Raw genomic sequence first — 16,400 nt, forward strand, 5'->3', positions numbered from 1 at the left:
TACAACCATGCTTTGAATGCATGGCGAGGTCCGGTCGAGACTTCCCCCATGCGTCCCTCGACCTCCACCGCACAGCGGGCGGCGACCGTCCTGCTGACCGCGCTCGCCCCCGCTTCGTGGGGCACCACCTACGTGGTCACCACCCGGCTGCTCCCGCCCGGGCATCCGCTGTTCGCGGGCCTGATGCGGGCCCTGCCCGCCGGGCTGCTCGCGCTGGCGATCACCCGGGTGCTGCCGCGCGGCGAGTGGTGGTGGAAGACCGCGGTCCTCGGCGTCCTCAACATCGGCGCGATGCCGCTGCTGTTCGTGGCCGCCGAACGGCTCCCCGGCGGAGTCGCCGCCACCCTCGGCGCCGCCCAGCCACTGCTGGTGGCCGGGCTGGGCCTCGCGGTGCTCCACGACCGGCCCACGGCCTGGCGGCTCGGCTGGGGCGTGCTCGGTGTGCTCGGTGTCGGCCTCGTCGTGCTCGGACCGGGGGCCCGGCTGGACGCCGTGGGCGTGCTCGCCGGTCTCGGCCATACGGCCACCATGGCCGGCGGGGTCGTCCTCACCAAGCGCTGGGGCCGTCCGGCGGGCGTCGGCCCGCTCGCCCTGGCCGGCTGGCAACTGACCGTCGGCGGACTGCTGCTGCTCCCGCTCACCCTGACCGTCGAGGGAGTGCCCGCGCGGATCGACGCGGGCGCCGCCGGCGGCTACCTCTGGCTCGGCAGCATGGGCGGACTGATCGCGTACACGCTGTGGTTCCGCGGCATCGGCAGCCTGCCGGTCGCCGCGTCCGCACCGCTGGTGCTGCTGTCCCCGCTGGTCGCGACCCTCATCGGCCTCGCGCAGGGCGAGTCGCTCAGCCTGCCGCAGACCCTCGGCTTCGCCCTGGCGCTGACCGCGCTGGTGGCCGCGCAACTCACCCCGAGGGCACGGAAGAAGAACGGAACGAAAGAGGAGAACTTCGATGCGAACAGGATCGACGAGCCGGGCTTCGCAGGCCGGGACCATGACGATCGCCGTGCTGGGGGCCACCGGGATGGTCGGCGGCCGGGTGGTCGGCGAGGCGAGCGCGCGCGGACACCGGGTGCTGGCGCTGTCCCGGAAGCCGGCGAGTGAGGACCCGGCCGTGACGCCGGTCGCCGTGGACGTGACCGACCCGGCCGCCGTACGGGAGGCGCTCGCCGGCTCCGCCGCCGACGCCGTCGTACTGACCGTACGGACCTTCCCGGCAGACCAGGAGTTCCTCGTCGGCGCCACCCGTACGGTGCTGGACGCCGCCGCACGGCTCGGGATCCGCGTCCTCGTGGTCGGCGGCGCCGGCGCCCTGCGCAGCCCCGGCGACCGGGCACTCCTGGTCGCCGAGAACCCGGTGTACGTGCCGGACGAGTACCGATCCGTGGCACTCGCCGGCGTGGCCCAGCTGCGTACCTGCCAGGCCCACCCCGGCGCCGACTGGGTCTACCTGAGCCCGCCGGCCGTACTGGAACCGGGCGAGCGCACCGGCCGCTACCGGCGCGGCACCGACACCCTGCTGACCGACGCCGACGGCGGCTCCCGGATCAGCGCCGAGGACCTGGCGGTGGCCGTGCTGGACGAGCTGGAGCGCCCCGGCGCGCACCGTCACCTCACGGTCGCGCACCAGCGGGGCGCCTAGTCGACGTTGACCGGACCGTCGTCGTCCGGGTTCCGCTCCTTGCCCGAGCGCAGCTGGAGCAGGCCGCCCAGGTCACCCCTGCCGCCCTGCTCGTCCTTGTCCTGGCCGCCGTTCAGGTTGTGCCGGACCGACTCGAGGATCGTCAGGCCCTGCGACACCAGGCCGGCGGCGATCTCGCCGAGGCCGTCCGCGCCGTTCAGGACGTTGACGTTGGCACCGGACAGGCCGCCGGCGGCCTCCTTCACGATCTGCGGGAGCTGGTCGATGATCATCCGGTCGAGGGCGACCCGGTCGTAGGACGCGGCGGCCTCGGCCTGGATCTTCATACGCTGGGCCTCGGCGGCGGCGAGGACCCGCACCCGCTCGGCCTCGGCCTCGGCGGGCTTGACGACCTCGGCGACCAGCTGCTGCTGGCGCAGCCGGGCCTGGCGCTCGGCCAGTTCCGTCTGGGCGGCCAGCACCTCCTGCTGGGCGTGCGCCTGCGCCAGCGGTCCGGCCTGCGCGGCCTGGGCCTGGGCGCGGTCCACCTCGGCCGAGTACTCGGCCTTGACGATGGCGGTCTGCCGGGCGTACTCGGCCTGCTTGCGAGCCGCCGCCTGCTCCGCCTCGACCGCGGCCTGGGTGGCCTGGGCCTGGGCGATCTGCGCCTGCCGCTGGATCGCCGCCTTGTGCGGGGCGGACATCGCGTCGATGTAGCCGGTGTCGCCGTCGTCGATCGACTGGATCTGCAGCGAGTCGACGATCAGGCCGATCTTCGCCATCTCCGTCTTCGAGGTGTCCAGCACCTCGGCGGCCAGCTTCTGCCGCTCGGTGACGATCTCCTCGACCGTCATCGAGCCGATGATGGCCCGCAGATGACCGGCGAAGATCCGGCCGGTGAGCACCGACATCTGCTCCTGGTCGGACAGGAACCGCTGACCGGCGTTGATGATGCTCTCGTGGTCGTTGCCGACCTTGAACGCGATCACCGCGCGCACATGCAGCGAGATGCCCTGCTTGGTCACACAGGTCTCGGTGACCTCGGCCTCGCACATCGACAGCGTGAGGAACCGGACCTTACGGAAGACCGGAAGCACGAACTTCCCGTGTCCCGTCACCACTCGGAAGGGCGCGCCCCCCAGTCCCCGCCGCCCCCCGGAGATCAACATCGCCTCGTCGGGAGCGGGAACGCGGTATCCGAACATGCCTGTACTCCTCAGCCGGCGCCGGCGGCCTCTCCGCCGAGCGCGTCCAATGGATCCACCCACTCGATGACGCCGACCTGGCGGCATCCCCGTGATTCGATCACGAGGACCGTGGCGCCCGCGGGCAGGGGGTCCTCGGACCATGCCAGGAAGGTCTCGGAGCCGCCCCTGACCCGCACCAGGACCTCACCGGGGCCCGCGGATCCCCGCGTCCCGATGAGCACCTTGCCCACACAGCCGATCACGGCCTCGTCCTGCGCCATCGCCGGCCCGTCCTCCTCGTCCCGACCCCGGAAGTCACTCGTCCCGACCCCGGAATTCAGACGATAGACCCAGCGGGGCCGGGACCCAACGGGCGCATGCCCTCACTCGTGCAGACCGCCGAGCCGGCGCAGGGCGGTCAGGCTCGGCAGGAAGCAGTACTCGCCCCCTCGGGTGACGACGAACCGCGGCAGGGGGGCCAGGCGCCGGCGCACCGGTCGCCGGGGGACGGTGAAACCGGTGGAGCCGTCGTGCGCTCCGGTGACGGGGTCCTTGGCGTCGTCGGCGCCGAAGAAGACACCGTCGTTCATCCACTGCGACTGCACGAACTCGAACTGCCGCCCCGGATGCGCGCCGATGAACGCGAACATCAGGCCGCGGTCGGCTCCGTCGTCCTCCAGCACCCCCTCGGGCAGCGGCGGGCCGTACACGGCGCCACGCCGGATCATGCGGTGCAGACGGACCTCTCCCGCCACCGCGGCGTCGCGGGGGTTGGCCCGGCGGATGTGGCAGCCGCCGGGCGTCTTGAACCCCGTCGGATCGTCGCTCTCGTACAGGAAGGTGTTACGGCGGTCCGGGTCGGCGCCGAGTGCGGGATCGTCGGCCTGCGGAGCCAGCGCCAGGGGAGCACCGCTGCGCCAGCGCCCCATGATCTTCGCGGCGATCAGCTCCTCGTCCTGGGGTCCGGTGGAGTTGTCCTTCAGATAGCGCCGGAAGGCGGCGACGTCCTGGTGGAGCTTGCGGAAGACCGCGTAACTGCCGTTGCGTCCCAGCTCGGTGGGGTGCGGGCGCTGCACACCGCCGAGCTCGTCCGGGTAGCCGAGGACGAACTCGCCCGCCTTCAGCGGGACTTCCAGCCGGTTGGATCCCGTTATGCCACTGCCTTCGACGGCCGGATGGCTGACCCCGTCGCGATAGCCGAAATGCTCGGTCTCGGTGGGCAGCGCGTAGCAGTCCTGCCGCCAGACCGCCGTCACGCCGGACAGCCCGTCGTAGGCGGGGCGGGCACGGTCGACGGCCGCCTCCAGCTGCGCGGGACCGGGCGCGACCGCTGTGAGCACCACATGGACGTCGCGGCCGCCCAGCGGGGCCTCCCAGTGCTCCGGGCTGCTCACGCCCACGTCGCCCAGAGCTCGGGCGCGGGCCGCCATCCCCTGCCGGAACTCCCAGGCGAACGTCTCCAGCGACGCGCGCGGCACCCCCAACACCGCCAGGCCCTGACAGGTGACGGCGACACTCACCCAGGTCTCACCCAGCGGGCTGACCGCGTCCGCCGCGGAGGTCACCGCCGAACTCGCGCGGCGCATCAACTCCCGCCCGTGGTCCGGGTCGTCGATGCGGAAGACGAGATACGTCGCCGCGTACGGTGTCGGCCGGGGGCTGAGGACCCCGCGCTGGATGTCGTCGAGTTCCAGTGCGACGCCCGTGTGCACGCTCACGATTGACCTCCCGGCGGCCGTACGCGCCCTACGGGGAGACGAGGTTGCGCCAGAAGTTGCGCAGGCTCTCGTCCCCGCCGAACAAGGAGCTGAAGATCGTGGAGTCCGCCAGCAGCAGGTCGGCCGCTCGGTCACCGCCGGGCGGCATCCACAGGAGCATGTTGAACTCGGTGTTGCCGGCCTCGGTGAACGGATGCGGCCGGGACAGGTCGATGGGCTGTCTGGCCAGCACACGGACGGTGTCCGGATCGTCGGTCGTCACCTCGTAGTGCGGCAGGTGCATGTGGAAGTTGAAGTTCGTCACCCCGTCCAGCCAGCCCTTCGGGTCCAGGTCCCTGACCGTGGACAACGGGACGATCCGGTTGCCCTCACCCGTCGCCGGGCGCAGTCCGTACCGGTTCATGACCGGCACTCCGAGGCCCTGCATCAGGTCCCTGACGTAGGTGGCGAACCGCTGCTGCCGGGGCACCAGGGGATCGCCGTGATGGCGGTACTCCATCTCCCGGACCTTCAGGTCGTCCGACGCGCCGACGTCGTGGTGCGGGCCCAGGACGAGGCAGGTGCCCTCCCGGCCCAGGAACGCCCGCAGTGCCTCGATCTCCCCGGGCCGGGCCTCCTGCCCGGTGACCGCGTGGTCCAGCCCGAACACGAAGAGCACGTCCGTGTCGTCGAGCACCCGCTCGTCCAGCGGGGTGGGGAAGCCCGCCTGGTCGATGCGCTGGTACACCGGGACGGGGTGTCCCGTGACCTCCTCGACGAAGTCCTGGAACGGCACCCAGGCCCAGAAGAACAGCTCCAGCGACCCGGCGATGCCCTGCTGGAACCGATACGGATCCGACCACCTCGGATCCTCGTAGTCCGGCCACGCGACCCGCCTGACCTCGGTCATCGTGGAGAAGCGGTTGTCCAGCCCGGCCGTGTCGCGACCGGCCTCGGCCGGGTAGCTCCAGGACACGTAGATACTCACCCGCCGACCGCCCGGGGTGTACTCCCGCGGAACGTGGCGCTGGTTGTACGTGCGGGCGGTCCTGACCTCGCTCATGCCGATCGTCTCACTGCAGCTGGTCGAGCATCTCCGACAGGGCGCCCTTGATCCGCAGCGCCTTCTTGATCTCGTCCGAGGTCACGTACGGATACTCCCCGTACTCGATGAAGCTCGGACAGTGGTGTTCCCGCACGAACCGGACGAACGCCTCGGGGTTCGACTGCCAGTCCTCGGGAAACCCTTCGAGGTTCTCGAAGACGGTGCTCGCGCCGACCTTCGTGAAGAGCGCGACCGCGTCCTCGGTGTACTTGTCGAAGTCGGTGTCGAAGATCCCCTGGTACATGAAGCGCGTGTCGTCGTCGAAGAGAACCCAGCGGAGGTAGTGCAGCTTCAACGGCGCCAGCAGGTACGGGTCCTCCTCCAGGGCCTTGACCAGCGTCTGGCCGTGGGCGCGCACCGCCTCGGCCCGGCCCGGCTTGACCCGCGCGATGATGGTGAACCCGTAGCACGCCGGGGTCCTGGGGAAAACGGGGCCGTACTTCCCCTGCTCAAGATGGCCGGTGTCCTTGGGGATGGCGACCATCTGCGGCTTGATCTCCATGTCCGTCCCCTCTCCGCGTTCCAGAGGCCGGGACTCAGTCAAGCGTGGCACCCGCGGCGCGGGTGCGCCTGCCGAGCGGGAGCTGTACGGCGTCCGGGCGCCGGTCAGCCCTCGGAGCGGACGAACACGGCTTGAGGTGCCTCTCGGGCGGTACGGCCGGAGGGTCCGCCCAGCCGATGACGAGCTGGGTCGCCTCGCCGGGGCGGAAGCGCAGCCGTACGGGCTCTCGCGTCGCTGGGCCGTTCACCAGGTTCTCGCGGCGGACAGCAGGTGCTCGCGGACGAGCGCCACGTGCGGGTTGGTGGAGCTGCCCGGGCGCTGGACGAGGTAGGCGGTGTTGATCGGCGGGTCCTCCGGCTGGTGCAGCAGCTGGAGGACGCCGGACGCGAGCTCGGCGCGGCACAGATAGCTGGGCAGGACGCTCCAGCCGGCGCCGGCGGTGAGGGCGGTGAGGACGCTGCGCAGGTCGGGGACCGTGATCGCGGCCTGGGTGTGCAGGCGGCGGCCGAAGACATGGCGCCAGTAGCGGCGGGCGATGGGCAGGTCCTCGGCGTAGGCGACCAGCGGGAGGCCCTCCAGGGCGGTGGACAGCTCCCGCCCCTTGAGCCGCTCGGCCCACACAGGCGCGGCGACCAGGACGAACTCCTCGTCGGCGAGGAGGTCCGCCTGCAGCGTCCGGCCGCGGGGCCGCCGCGTGGCGACGACGAGGTCGTGGCGTCCGGCCCGCAGTTCCTCCAGCAGCGGTTCGGTCAGCCCGACGGCCACCCGCAGCCGGACGCCCTGCGTGACCAGCGGGCCCAGCACCAGCAGGCCGGCCACGCTCATGAACTCCGCGGGCCCCGCCAGATGCACCGGCGCCACGGTGCTGCTCGGTTCCTCGTCGGCGATGACGGCCAGCTGGTCGAGGGGGCCCGACAGCCGGGTGGCGAGTTCGTCCGCGTGGGGCAGCGGGGTGACACCTTGCGCCCGGCGTTCGAACAGCTCGTGGCCCAGGCGGTTCTCCAGTGTCCGGATCTGCGTGGTGACGGTGGACTGCGACAGGCTCAGCTGACGTGCCGCGGCGGTGAAGGAGCCCAGGCGGTGCACCGCGAGGAAGGTCCGCAGCAGGTTCAGGTCCAGCGGACCGGACGCATGAGTGTCGTGAACGCTCACGGATCCGAGCGTACGAGGTACGCCTGCCGGCCACCCATCCGCCCGTCCCAGGACCGGGGCACGCGGTCACCGGGTCGGGGCATCGGGTCATCGATACCTGGTATCGGCTTCTTCATTGGCGCGGATACTTCAGCACCTTTAGTTTCGAGAGCAGTGAAGTACTGGGCTCCCTGGATCACCACCGTCGGTGCCGTCCGGTCCCACCCGGCCCCGAGCGTGCAGTCGGCCGACGGTGTGGAAGCGGAGTGCCGTCCCCCGGCGCCGTACGCCGTGCGTGACGGCCGCCTGATCACGGGGCAGAACCCGGTGTCCGCCGAGGCCGTCAGCGACGTGGTTCTCGCTGCGGCGGCCGGAGACCGGGCAACCGGTGCAGAGACCGAGCAACCAGTGCAGAGACCTGGGCGCCCGCTCCCGCGGGGCGCCGCCCGATACCCGGCTCTAGGAGAGACCGCACCATGTCGAAGATCCTTTTCGTGATGACCGGCGCCGACCACTGGACACTGGCGGACGGCACCAAGCACCCGACCGGCTTCTGGGCCGAGGAGGCCGTCACCCCGTACCAGGCGTTCAAGGCCGCCGGCCACGACATCGTCGTCGCCACGCCGGGCGGCGTCGTACCGCCCCTGGACCAGGTCAGCCTGGCGCCGGAGTTCAACGGCGGCGAGGAGGGCGCGCGGAAGATGGCGGACGCCCTCGCCTCGATCAGCGAGATCCAGCACCCCGTCGCGCTGGAGGACGTCGACCTCGACGACTACGCCGCCGTCTTCTACCCCGGTGGCCACGGCCCGATGGAGGACCTGGCCGTCGACGCCACTTCCGGCAGGCTCCTCGTCGACACCCTGGCCTCGGGCAAGCCGCTCGGCGTGGTCTGCCACGCCCCGGCCGCGCTGCTGGCCGCCACCGAGGCCGACGGCGGCAACGCCTTCGCCGGCTACCGGCTCACCGGCTTCAGCAACGCCGAGGAGACCCAGAACGGCCTGGCGGCGGGCGCCAAGTGGCTGCTCCAGGACCGCCTTGTCGAGGCCGGCGCCGACTACCGGGCGGGCGAGCCGTGGGCCCCGAACGTCGTCGTGGACCGCAACCTGGTCACCGGTCAGAACCCCGCCTCCGCCGGACCGGCCGCAGCCGAGGTCCTCAAGAAGCTGAAGTGACGCGGTAGGGCTCCGCGCCCACCGACAACTCCCTCAGGGATGCGAGAAAGAGAGAGATGAAAGCAATTTCGATCAGGGAACCCGGAGGCCCGGAGGTCCTGGAGTGGACCGAGGCCGAGGACCCGGCCCCGGCCGCGGGCGAGGTCGTCGTCGACGTGGTGGCCGGCGCGGTGAACCGAGCGGACGTCGCGCAGCGGATGGGGTGGTACCCCGTGCCGCGGGGAGCGTCGCCCTACCCGGGGCTGGAGGTCTCCGGCCGGATCAGCGCCGTCGGTGAGGGCGTCACCCAGTGGCAACCGGGCGACGAGGTGTGCGCGTTGCTCACCGGCGGCGGGTACGCGCAGAAGGTCGCCGTCCCTGCGGGGCAGCTGCTCACGGTGCCCAAGGGGATGAGCCTCGTCGAAGCGTCGGCCCTTCCGGAGGCCGCCGCCACGGTCTGGTCGAACGTCTTCATGACCGGTGCCCTCAAGGCGGGCGAAACCTTCCTCATGCACGGCGGAGCCGGCGGCATCGGCACGATGGCCATCCAGCTCGCCAAGGCCCGCGGTGCCCGCGTCGTCACCACGGTCGGCGGCCCCGACCAGGCCGCCAGGGTACGGGAGCTCGGCGCCGACCTCGCGATCAACTACCGCACCGAGGACTTCGCCGAACACGCTCCCTACGACGTGATCCTCGACGTCGTCGGCGGCCACTACCTCCAGCGCAACGTCCGCTCCCTGGCCCCCGACGGGCGACTGGTCATCATCGGTCTGCAGAACGGCCTGGAGGCCGAACTCGACCTCGCCGACCTCCTCTTCAAACGCGCGTCCGTACACGGGACCACCCTGCGCTCCCGCCCGACCGCGCAGAAGGCGGCCATCGTGGCCGAGGTCCAGGAGCACGTGTGGCCCCTGATCGAGAACGGCTCCGTACAGCCGGTCATCGACCGGACCCTGCCCATGGCGGAGGCCGCCGAGGCGCACCGGATCCTGGACGCCCACCACATCGGCAAGATCGTCCTGGTCAACACCGACACCGCGTGACGCCGACCCGGCCCCGCACCCGAAGCGGCGGATTCAACAACGCCCTGGATGTGCCCTCAAGGCACGTGCCCGGGAAGGCGTTCATGCCAAGCTTTCGCCTCTCACCGGCGCCCAGGAGCCGGCCAGCTGCTTCCGCGCGGCAGCGGCTTGCAGCCGCCCCGCCTGGAACGCGGGCACCCACGCCGACGGGTCCGTCGGGTCCGTGCCGAGCGCCGCCGCCGATGCCTCGTCCGGGAACAGCGACACCACCGTCTCCGCGCCCAGCGCAGCCAACGCTTCCTGCCCGGGAGCCTGACGCGCCATCGGCTCCACGACGACCAACGTACGTGCACCGGCCGCGAGGTCCACGTTGGTGCCTGCCCGCAGCGCGCCGTCGATGAAGTGGCGCCCACCGATCGAGACGGGAGGCGCCGCGCCCGGGAACGCGCTGGAGGCCGCGACAGCAGCCGCCAGTGGAACGCCACTGTCGCGATCCCAGACCACCGGCTCGCCGCTTCCCGCCTCCACGGCAGGGATGAGCAGGCGACGCTCGGTCGGCCAGGCGTCCGTGCCGACGAGCCGGCGTCGCACCGCGACCAAGGCCCGCTCGGCCTCCGGATCGGCCGAGTCGAGGGCGATCCGCCCGACCCGCCGACGGGCCTCCTCCGGTGGCAGGCCGGCACCGAGGACCGCGAAGACCTCACCCATGCGCTGCGGATCGGCCCGCGGCGGCCGGGGACCCTCGCCGCCGCTGCCGGCGGGGTCGGCGAAGTGTGCGAGGCCCTGGCCCGTGGCCAGCGCGGCGCCCACGATCGCGCCGGCCGAGGTGCCGACGACCAGATCCGCCGCGCCCAGGTCGACGCCCAGGCCGCGCAGGCCCTGGGCGAGTCCCACCATCCAGGCGGTGCCCACGAGCCCGCCCGGGCCGAGCACGAGCGCACTGTCCCGTGAATGCATCGTTCCCCCATCCGCTGCTGTGGCGATCCCACCCTAAAACGATCAACCAGCCCCGGCGCATGAAAGGCGCATGAAAAAGGCGGGGTCCGAAAACCCCGCCCACACCCGACGAAACACCAGCTCAGGGCCAAACCAAGCAATAAGGCTGATGCCCCGCCTCATGCAGCCGATGCGAGAAGTCCTGCCACTCGTGCAGCAGCTGATACACGTTGAACGCATCGCGCGGCCCGCCGCGGTCCGGGACCGTGGACCAGATGAAGGCCGCCGCGCCGACCGCCTCCTCGCCGATGCCGCGCAGGGGGTCGACGACGGTCATGGGGAGCTTGACGACCGCGTAGTCGGGGTGCAGGACGACCAGTTCCAGGGGCGGCACCTTGTGCAGGGGGACGCCCTCGATGCCGGTCAGGACCATCGCGGCCATCGTCTCCGGCTTGATCTTGGTGAACATGCCGTTCATGCCCAGCTCGTCGCCACCGAGTTCCTCGGGGCGCATCGAGATGGGAACGCGTGCCGCGGTCGCGCCGTCAGGCGCGCCGAAGTATTTGTACGTCACCCCCACCCGACCACCCTTCCTGCTCCCCGCCGTCAGGCGGTCGGCCCGGTGGTCCGAACGGCGGTCGACCGGTCGCTCCAGCTGGCGGTCCAGCTGCCGATCACCCTGCCGGTCGTGCCGCTCGGGCTCGCTCGGTACATCCTGTGTCCGACGTGCGTCGCTCTGCCGCGCTTCGGTCGATTCCTCCGCGTCGCGCCGGTGCCTTCCCCGCCGGGCACGTCGAGGACCCAGGTCATCAGTCCCCTCGCCCAGTCCGCCACCGCGATGCATATCTCCACCCGACTGCTTTTCTAGGACGCGTGGCCCCCGCCGCGCAACCCGATCATCGTGTCAGTGACCTCCCCCACGGCCGCCCGCCGAAACGTGCGGTGGAACAACAGTCCACGGGTTCTTGTCCGGCCTCTGATCATTACGTGCGTAAGAGCTGTGTGTATCAGGGCTCAGTCTCGCAGATGGCGGATGACGGCGCTTGGATCTTGAGGCGGGCCACGCGCCCGCCGGGCCGCGGCCTACCCTGAGGAGGTCCCCCAAGCAGCCGGAGTCCGAGAAGCCGGAGAAGCAGCAGGTCATGAGTGCCCTGAGCGAAACGCCCTATCCCTACGACGCGCCGGCCTCCCAGGCGCTCTTCGACCGTGCCTCCGCCGTCACACCCGGCGGCGTGAACTCGCCGGTGCGCGCCTTCCGCGCCGTCGGCGGCACGCCCCGGTTCATGGTGTCGGGGAAGGGGGCCTACCTGACCGACGCCGACGGGCGGGAGTACGTCGACCTGGTCTGTTCCTGGGGGCCCATGATCCTGGGGCACTCGCACCCCGAGGTCATCGCCGCCGTCCAGGAGGCCGTGGCCCGCGGCACGTCCTTCGGCACGCCCGGCGAGGGCGAGGTCGCGCTGGCCGAGGAGATCGTCGCCCGGGTCGAGCCCGTGGAGCAGGTGCGGCTCGTCAGCAGCGGCACCGAGGCGACCATGAGCGCCATCCGGCTCGCCCGTGGGTTCACCCAGCGGTCCAAGGTGATCAAGTTCGCCGGCTGTTACCACGGTCACGTCGACTCGCTGCTCGCCTCGGCCGGCAGCGGCGTCGCGACCTTCGCGCTGCCCGACACCCCGGGTGTCACCGGTGCCCAGGCCGGCGACACGATCGTGCTGCCGTACAACGACCTGGAGGCCGTGCAGGAGGCCTTCCACCGGCACCCCGGTGAGATCGCCTGCGTGATCACCGAGGCCTCGCCGGGCAACATGGGCGTCGTACCGCCGGCCTCCGGGTTCAACCAGGGGCTGCGGGACGCCTGCCGGAAGAACGGCGCCCTGTTCATCTCCGACGAGGTGATGACGGGCTTCCGTACCAGCCGCGCCGGGTGGTACGGGATCGACGGGGTCAAGCCGGACCTGATGACCTTCGGCAAGGTCATGGGCGGCGGCTTCCCGGCCGCGGCCTTCGGCGGGCGCGCCGATGTGATGGCCCACCTCGCCCCCGCCGGTCCCGTCTACCAGGCCGGCACCCTCTCGGGTAACCCCGTCGCCACCGCCGCCGGGCTCGCCCAGCTGCGGCTGCTGGACGACGCGGCCTACGAGAAGGTCGACGCGGTCTCCGCGCAGATCCAGTCCCTGGTCGGCGAGGCGCTGAGCAAGGAGGGCGTCGCGCACCGGCTGCAGACCGCCTCCAACATGTTCTCGGTGTTCTTCACCGACCGGCAGGTGCGCACCTACGAGGACGCCAAGCGGCAGGAGTCGTACCGCTTCACCGCGTTCTTCCACTCGCTGCTGTCGAACGGCGTCTACCTGCCGCCGTCGTCCTTCGAGTCCTGGTTCGTGTCCACGGCCCACGACGAGCGGGCCATCCAGAAGATCGCCGACGCCCTTCCGGCGGCGGCCCGGGCGGCTGCGGAGGCCACCGCGTGAGCATCAGCAACGGCAGCAGGGACAAGGACGTCACCGTCGTCCACCTCATGCGGCACGGTGAGGTCGCCAACCCGGACGGGATCCTCTACGGGCGGCTGCCCGGGTACCACCTGTCCGAGCTGGGCCGGCAGATGGCCGACCGGGTGGCCGAGCACCTCACCGCGCGGGACGTCACGTACGTCTGCGCCTCGCCGCTGGAGCGGGCGCAGGAGACGGCCACCCCGATCGCCAAGGCGCACGGTCTCGACCTGGACACCGACGAGCGGCTCATCGAGGCCGACAACGTCTTCCAGGGCAAGACGTTCGGCGTCGGGGACGGTGCCCTGCAGCGGCCCGAGAACTGGAAGCACCTGGTCAACCCGTTCAAGCCGTCCTGGGGCGAGCCGTACGTCGACCAGGTGGTGCGGATGATGGGCGCGCTGAACGCGGCCAAGGACCAGGCGCGCGGGCACGAGGCGGTGCTGGTCAGCCATCAGCTGCCGATCTGGATCGTGCGGTCCTACGTCGAGCGGCGGCGGCTGTGGCACGATCCGCGCAAGCGGCAGTGCACGCTCGCCTCCCTGACGACTTTCACATATCTGGGCGACAGGATCGTGTCGGTCGGCTACAGCGAGCCCGCGATCGATCTCGTCCCGGCCCATCTGCGGGCCGGTGCCAAGCCGCAGAAGGGCAAGGGCACCGCTCAGGGGAAGGCCTTCGGGGCCTGAGACAGGGGTTTCTGACGGTCCGTTTGGTGTGTCTTAGCGCGCTTTTTCGGTATCCGTTACGAAAACCATACAAATCAGCGGAACCTCCTCGTTCGTCGCGCCCTCTGACTGGGTGACCATCAGTAGGCGCGACGAATCGGGGATCTCCATGCGCACCGTCTCCCGGAACCTCTCCCGCAGGGGAATGCTCGGCCTCGGCGCGGGTGCGGCGGCCGCCGCCACCCTGGCGGGCTGCGGGAGCCACACGTCATCCGACGGTGCCGGGCACCCGAACGGTTCCGGGCAGGGGAAGAACGGCCAGGGCGGCGGGAGCGGTTCGCACCCGGGCAAGCCGATCGGGGACGGCTCCACGTCGTTCACGGGCAAGCAGGCGCACCAGCCGGCCAAGCCCGAGCCGCTGCAGCCGGGCCAGACCCCGCCGCAGTTCGTCATCTTCTCCTGGGACGGCGCCGGTGAGGTCGGCAACGGACTCTTCCCGCGCTTCCTGGACCTCGCCAAGCAGCACGGCGCGAGCATGACCTTCTTCCTCTCGGGGCTGTATCTGCTGCCCGAGTCGAAGAAGCGGCTCTACGAGCCCCCGAACAACCCGCGTGGCGCCTCCGACATCGGCTACCTCACCGACGAGCACATCAAGGCGACGCTCGCCAACGTGCACCGGGCGTGGCTGGAGGGCCACGAGATCGGCACCCACTTCAACGGGCACTTCTGCTCCGGCCACGGCACCGTCGGCAACTGGACCGCGCAGCAGTGGAAGAGCGAGATCGAGCAGGCCAAGGCGTTCGTGAAGCAGTGGCGGACCAACACCGGCTGGCACGACCTGCCCTCGCTGCCCTTCGACTACGACAAGGAGCTGGTCGGCGGCCGCACGCCCTGCCTCCTCGGCCAGAACAACCTGCTGCCCACCGCCCGTGAGCTGGGCTGGCGCTACGACGCGTCCTCGCCGGGCGGCCGTCAGGTGTGGCCGGACAAGAAGCTGGGCATCTGGGACCTGCCGCTGCAGCAGATACCTTTCCCCGGACGTTCCTTCGAGGTGCTCTCGATGGACTACAACATGCTCGCCAACCAGTCCGTGAACTCCACCAAGGCGCCCGCCTACAACTACCCGGGCTGGCGCAAGCAGTCCGCGCAGGCGTACATAGCGGGCTTCCAGCGGGCATACGAGACAAACCGGGCGCCGTTCTTCATAGGCAACCACTTCGAGCAGTGGAACGGCGGCATCTACATGGACTCCGTCGAGGAGGCCTTCAAGCACATCGCGCGCGAGAAGGAGAAGGGCGCGGACGTGCGGATGGTCTCCTTCCGGCAGTTCGTCGACTGGATGGACGTACAGAAGCCCGAGGTGCTCGCCAAGCTGCGCACGCTGGAGGTCGGGCGGCAGCCCGCCGGTGGCTGGAAGCAGTTCCTCGCCTAGCACGTTGCCGGATATGTCCCGTGTAAATAGCTCCTGAAATGCGGTTTTCCGCCCGGCAGGGGGGCGCGCGAGATCCCCGGAAACGGCATGCGAAACTTTTCACATGAGTACCCGTAGCCGCGCCGTCCTGCTCAGCGCCGTGGCCGCCGCCCTGGCCCTGACGCTGTCCGCGTGTGGCGACGGCGGCACCTCCGGCGGCGGTGGCAACACCAACTTCGTCACCGGCAACAACGGCATCGCCACCGCCGCCCCGGGCAAGCGCGCCCCGGCCCCGGACCTGTCCGGCAAGACCATCGACGGCAGGACGCTGGACGTGGCCGACTACAAGGGCCAGGTCGTCGTCATCAACGTCTGGGGCTCGTGGTGCGGCCCCTGCCGCGAGGAGGCGCAGTACTTCTCCACGGTGTCGAAGCAGTACCAGGGCAAGGGCGTGCAGTTCGTCGGCATCAACACCCGGGACACCAGCACCACCCCGGCGATCGCCTTCGAGAAGGAGCACGGGATCGGCTACCCGAGCCTGTACGACCCGACGGGCAGACTGATGCTCCGCTTCAAGAAGGGCACGCTCAACCCGCAGCTGATCCCCTCCACGCTCGTCATCGACAAGCACGGGAAGGTCGCCGCGCGGGCCCTGGAGGCGCTCGACGACACCTCCCTGCTGAAGATGCTCAAGCCGGTCCTGGCGGAGAAGTGACGTGAGCGCGACGCTGACGCTGGCGTTGGGCCAGAACCAGACCGTGATGCACGGCGCCCTGTTCATCGCCGCGCCGATCGCCCTGCTCGGCGGGCTCGTCTCCTTCTTCTCGCCCTGTGTCCTGCCCCTCGTCCCCGGCTACCTCTCCTATGTCACCGGAGTCGCCGGCACGGACCTGGCCCAGGCCCGGCGCGGGCGGATGGTCGCCGGGGCCTCCCTGTTCGTGTTCGGCTTCAGCGCCGTGTTCGTCTCCAGCGGGGCGCTGTTCGGCTACTTCGGCCGCAACCTGGTCGACTACCAGGACACCCTCTCCAAGGTGCTCGGCGTGCTCATGATCCTCATGGGCGTGTTCTTCATGGGGCTGCTGCCCGGCCTGACCCAGCGCGAGTTCCGCTTCCACCGGCGGCCGGTGACCGGCCTGATGGGCGCGCCCCTGCTGGGTGCGCTCTTCGGTATCGGCTGGACACCCTGTCTCGGACCGACCCTGTCGTCGGTGAACCTTCTCGCCATGACCGAGTCCAGCGCCGGGCGCGGCGCACTCCTGCTGGTCGTCTACTGCGTCGGTCTGGGCATCCCCTTCGTCCTCACCGCGGTCGCCTTCCGCAAGGCGCTCGGCGCCTTCGGCTGGGTCAAGCGCCACTACGCCTGGGTGATGCGCGTCGGCGGCTCGATGATGATCGTGACCGGAGTGCTGCTGCTGACCGGTGCGTGGAGCAGCATGGTGCAGCAGTTGCAGATCTGGTCCGGCGGCTTCGATGTGGGGATCTGACC

The 16,400-nt window shown here is 70.8% G+C and carries 17 protein-coding genes; 9 read left to right on the forward strand and 8 right to left on the reverse strand.

Annotated elements, in window-relative coordinates:
- Window positions 1-48: 48 nt before the first annotated feature.
- Window positions 49-1,101 (forward strand): EamA family transporter, encoded by a 1,053-nt coding sequence (locus IE244_RS32680; protein ID WP_191877195.1) that lies wholly within the window; start codon window positions 49-51, stop codon window positions 1,099-1,101.
- Window positions 992-1,639, forward strand: coding sequence for an NAD(P)-dependent oxidoreductase (locus IE244_RS32685; protein WP_191877196.1), 648 nt, complete (start codon window positions 992-994; stop codon window positions 1,637-1,639). The genes IE244_RS32680 and IE244_RS32685 overlap by 110 nt, the downstream gene beginning before the upstream one ends.
- On the opposite strand, the gene IE244_RS32690 is transcribed toward IE244_RS32685, so the two are convergent.
- From IE244_RS32690 to IE244_RS32715, 6 genes are all read right to left on the reverse strand, one after another.
- The gene (locus tag IE244_RS32690) at window positions 1,636-2,823 is read right to left on the reverse strand and encodes an SPFH domain-containing protein (RefSeq protein WP_191877197.1); all 1,188 of its coding nucleotides are present in this window, start codon (window positions 2,821-2,823) and stop codon (window positions 1,636-1,638) included. The two genes, IE244_RS32685 and IE244_RS32690, sit on opposite strands and share 4 nt — an antisense overlap.
- Window positions 2,824-2,834: 11 nt before the next feature.
- Window positions 2,835-3,086, reverse strand: a complete 252-nt coding sequence (locus tag IE244_RS32695; RefSeq protein WP_191877198.1) for an NfeD C-terminal domain-containing protein — start codon at window positions 3,084-3,086, stop codon at window positions 2,835-2,837.
- A 102-nt stretch (window positions 3,087-3,188) separates the two neighbouring features.
- Window positions 3,189-4,523, reverse strand: coding sequence for a Dyp-type peroxidase (locus IE244_RS32700; protein WP_191877199.1), 1,335 nt, complete (start codon window positions 4,521-4,523; stop codon window positions 3,189-3,191).
- Window positions 4,524-4,551: 28 nt separating this feature from the next.
- Window positions 4,552-5,565: a hypothetical protein gene (locus IE244_RS32705; RefSeq protein ID WP_191877200.1), complete on the reverse strand. Its 1,014-nt coding sequence runs from the start codon at window positions 5,563-5,565 to the stop codon at window positions 4,552-4,554.
- A 10-nt stretch (window positions 5,566-5,575) separates the two neighbouring features.
- Entirely contained in the window at window positions 5,576-6,109 is a 534-nt protein-coding gene (locus IE244_RS32710) for a hypothetical protein (protein WP_191877201.1), read from the reverse strand.
- 243 nt (window positions 6,110-6,352) lie between these two features.
- On the reverse strand, window positions 6,353-7,261 hold the full coding sequence (locus tag IE244_RS32715; protein ID WP_191877202.1) for a LysR family transcriptional regulator: 909 nt from the start codon (window positions 7,259-7,261) through the stop codon (window positions 6,353-6,355).
- A gap of 455 nt (window positions 7,262-7,716) precedes the next feature.
- On the opposite strand from IE244_RS32715, the gene IE244_RS32720 reads away from it, so the two are divergent.
- On the forward strand, window positions 7,717-8,412 hold the full coding sequence (locus IE244_RS32720; RefSeq protein WP_191877203.1) for a type 1 glutamine amidotransferase domain-containing protein: 696 nt from the start codon (window positions 7,717-7,719) through the stop codon (window positions 8,410-8,412).
- A 56-nt stretch (window positions 8,413-8,468) separates the two neighbouring features.
- Complete coding sequence (locus IE244_RS32725) at window positions 8,469-9,434, forward strand: NAD(P)H-quinone oxidoreductase (protein WP_191877204.1); 966 nt, start codon at window positions 8,469-8,471, stop codon at window positions 9,432-9,434.
- A gap of 81 nt (window positions 9,435-9,515) precedes the next feature.
- On the opposite strand, the gene IE244_RS32730 is transcribed toward IE244_RS32725, so the two are convergent.
- On the reverse strand, window positions 9,516-10,370 hold the full coding sequence (locus tag IE244_RS32730) for a patatin-like phospholipase family protein (RefSeq protein WP_191877205.1): 855 nt from the start codon (window positions 10,368-10,370) through the stop codon (window positions 9,516-9,518).
- Window positions 10,371-10,491: 121 nt separating this feature from the next.
- Window positions 10,492-10,929: a hypothetical protein gene (locus IE244_RS32735; RefSeq protein ID WP_003974483.1), complete on the reverse strand. Its 438-nt coding sequence runs from the start codon at window positions 10,927-10,929 to the stop codon at window positions 10,492-10,494.
- 571 nt (window positions 10,930-11,500) lie between these two features.
- Between IE244_RS32735 and hemL the strand changes: the two genes are divergently transcribed.
- The 5 genes from hemL (at window position 11,501) to IE244_RS32760 (ending at window position 16,398) form a co-directional block, all read left to right on the forward strand.
- Window positions 11,501-12,817: a glutamate-1-semialdehyde 2,1-aminomutase gene (hemL, locus tag IE244_RS32740; RefSeq protein WP_191877294.1), complete on the forward strand. Its 1,317-nt coding sequence runs from the start codon at window positions 11,501-11,503 to the stop codon at window positions 12,815-12,817.
- 47 nt (window positions 12,818-12,864) lie between these two features.
- Window positions 12,865-13,524 (forward strand): histidine phosphatase family protein, encoded by a 660-nt coding sequence (locus IE244_RS32745; protein ID WP_191877295.1) that lies wholly within the window; start codon window positions 12,865-12,867, stop codon window positions 13,522-13,524.
- Between the two features lie 148 nt (window positions 13,525-13,672).
- Window positions 13,673-14,935, forward strand: a complete 1,263-nt coding sequence (locus tag IE244_RS32750; protein ID WP_191877296.1) for a polysaccharide deacetylase family protein — start codon at window positions 13,673-13,675, stop codon at window positions 14,933-14,935.
- A 103-nt stretch (window positions 14,936-15,038) separates the two neighbouring features.
- Window positions 15,039-15,629 carry a TlpA family protein disulfide reductase gene (locus IE244_RS32755; protein ID WP_191877206.1) on the forward strand — a complete coding sequence of 197 codons (591 nt, stop codon included), beginning with the start codon at window positions 15,039-15,041 and terminating at the stop codon, window positions 15,627-15,629.
- A gap of 1 nt (window position 15,630) precedes the next feature.
- Complete coding sequence (locus tag IE244_RS32760; protein ID WP_031166783.1) at window positions 15,631-16,398, forward strand: cytochrome c biogenesis CcdA family protein; 768 nt, start codon at window positions 15,631-15,633, stop codon at window positions 16,396-16,398.
- Window positions 16,399-16,400: the final 2 nt, after the last annotated feature.

It is taken from the genome of Streptomyces filipinensis (genome assembly GCF_014649495.1).
Taxonomy (GTDB): Bacteria; Actinomycetota; Actinomycetes; order Streptomycetales; family Streptomycetaceae; genus Streptomyces; species Streptomyces filipinensis.

Bases quoted from the DNA above. Each gene is read 5' to 3' on its own strand.
- IE244_RS32725 (WP_191877204.1), top strand. From the start codon at position 8,469: ATGAAAGCAATTTCGATCAGGGAACCCGGAGGCCCGGAGGTCCTGGAG.
- IE244_RS32695 (WP_191877198.1), bottom strand. From the start codon at position 3,086: ATGGCGCAGGACGAGGCCGTGATCGGCTGTGTGGGCAAGGTGCTCATC.
- IE244_RS32750 (WP_191877296.1), top strand. From the start codon at position 13,673: ATGCGCACCGTCTCCCGGAACCTCTCCCGCAGGGGAATGCTCGGCCTC.
- IE244_RS32745 (WP_191877295.1), top strand. From the start codon at position 12,865: ATGCGGCACGGTGAGGTCGCCAACCCGGACGGGATCCTCTACGGGCGG.
- IE244_RS32680 (WP_191877195.1), top strand. From the start codon at position 49: ATGCGTCCCTCGACCTCCACCGCACAGCGGGCGGCGACCGTCCTGCTG.
- IE244_RS32685 (WP_191877196.1), top strand. From the start codon at position 992: ATGACGATCGCCGTGCTGGGGGCCACCGGGATGGTCGGCGGCCGGGTG.
- IE244_RS32705 (WP_191877200.1), bottom strand. From the start codon at position 5,565: ATGAGCGAGGTCAGGACCGCCCGCACGTACAACCAGCGCCACGTTCCG.
- IE244_RS32720 (WP_191877203.1), top strand. From the start codon at position 7,717: ATGTCGAAGATCCTTTTCGTGATGACCGGCGCCGACCACTGGACACTG.
- IE244_RS32755 (WP_191877206.1), top strand. From the start codon at position 15,039: ATGAGTACCCGTAGCCGCGCCGTCCTGCTCAGCGCCGTGGCCGCCGCC.
- IE244_RS32710 (WP_191877201.1), bottom strand. From the start codon at position 6,109: ATGGAGATCAAGCCGCAGATGGTCGCCATCCCCAAGGACACCGGCCAT.
- IE244_RS32730 (WP_191877205.1), bottom strand. From the start codon at position 10,370: ATGCATTCACGGGACAGTGCGCTCGTGCTCGGCCCGGGCGGGCTCGTG.
- IE244_RS32690 (WP_191877197.1), bottom strand. From the start codon at position 2,823: ATGTTCGGATACCGCGTTCCCGCTCCCGACGAGGCGATGTTGATCTCC.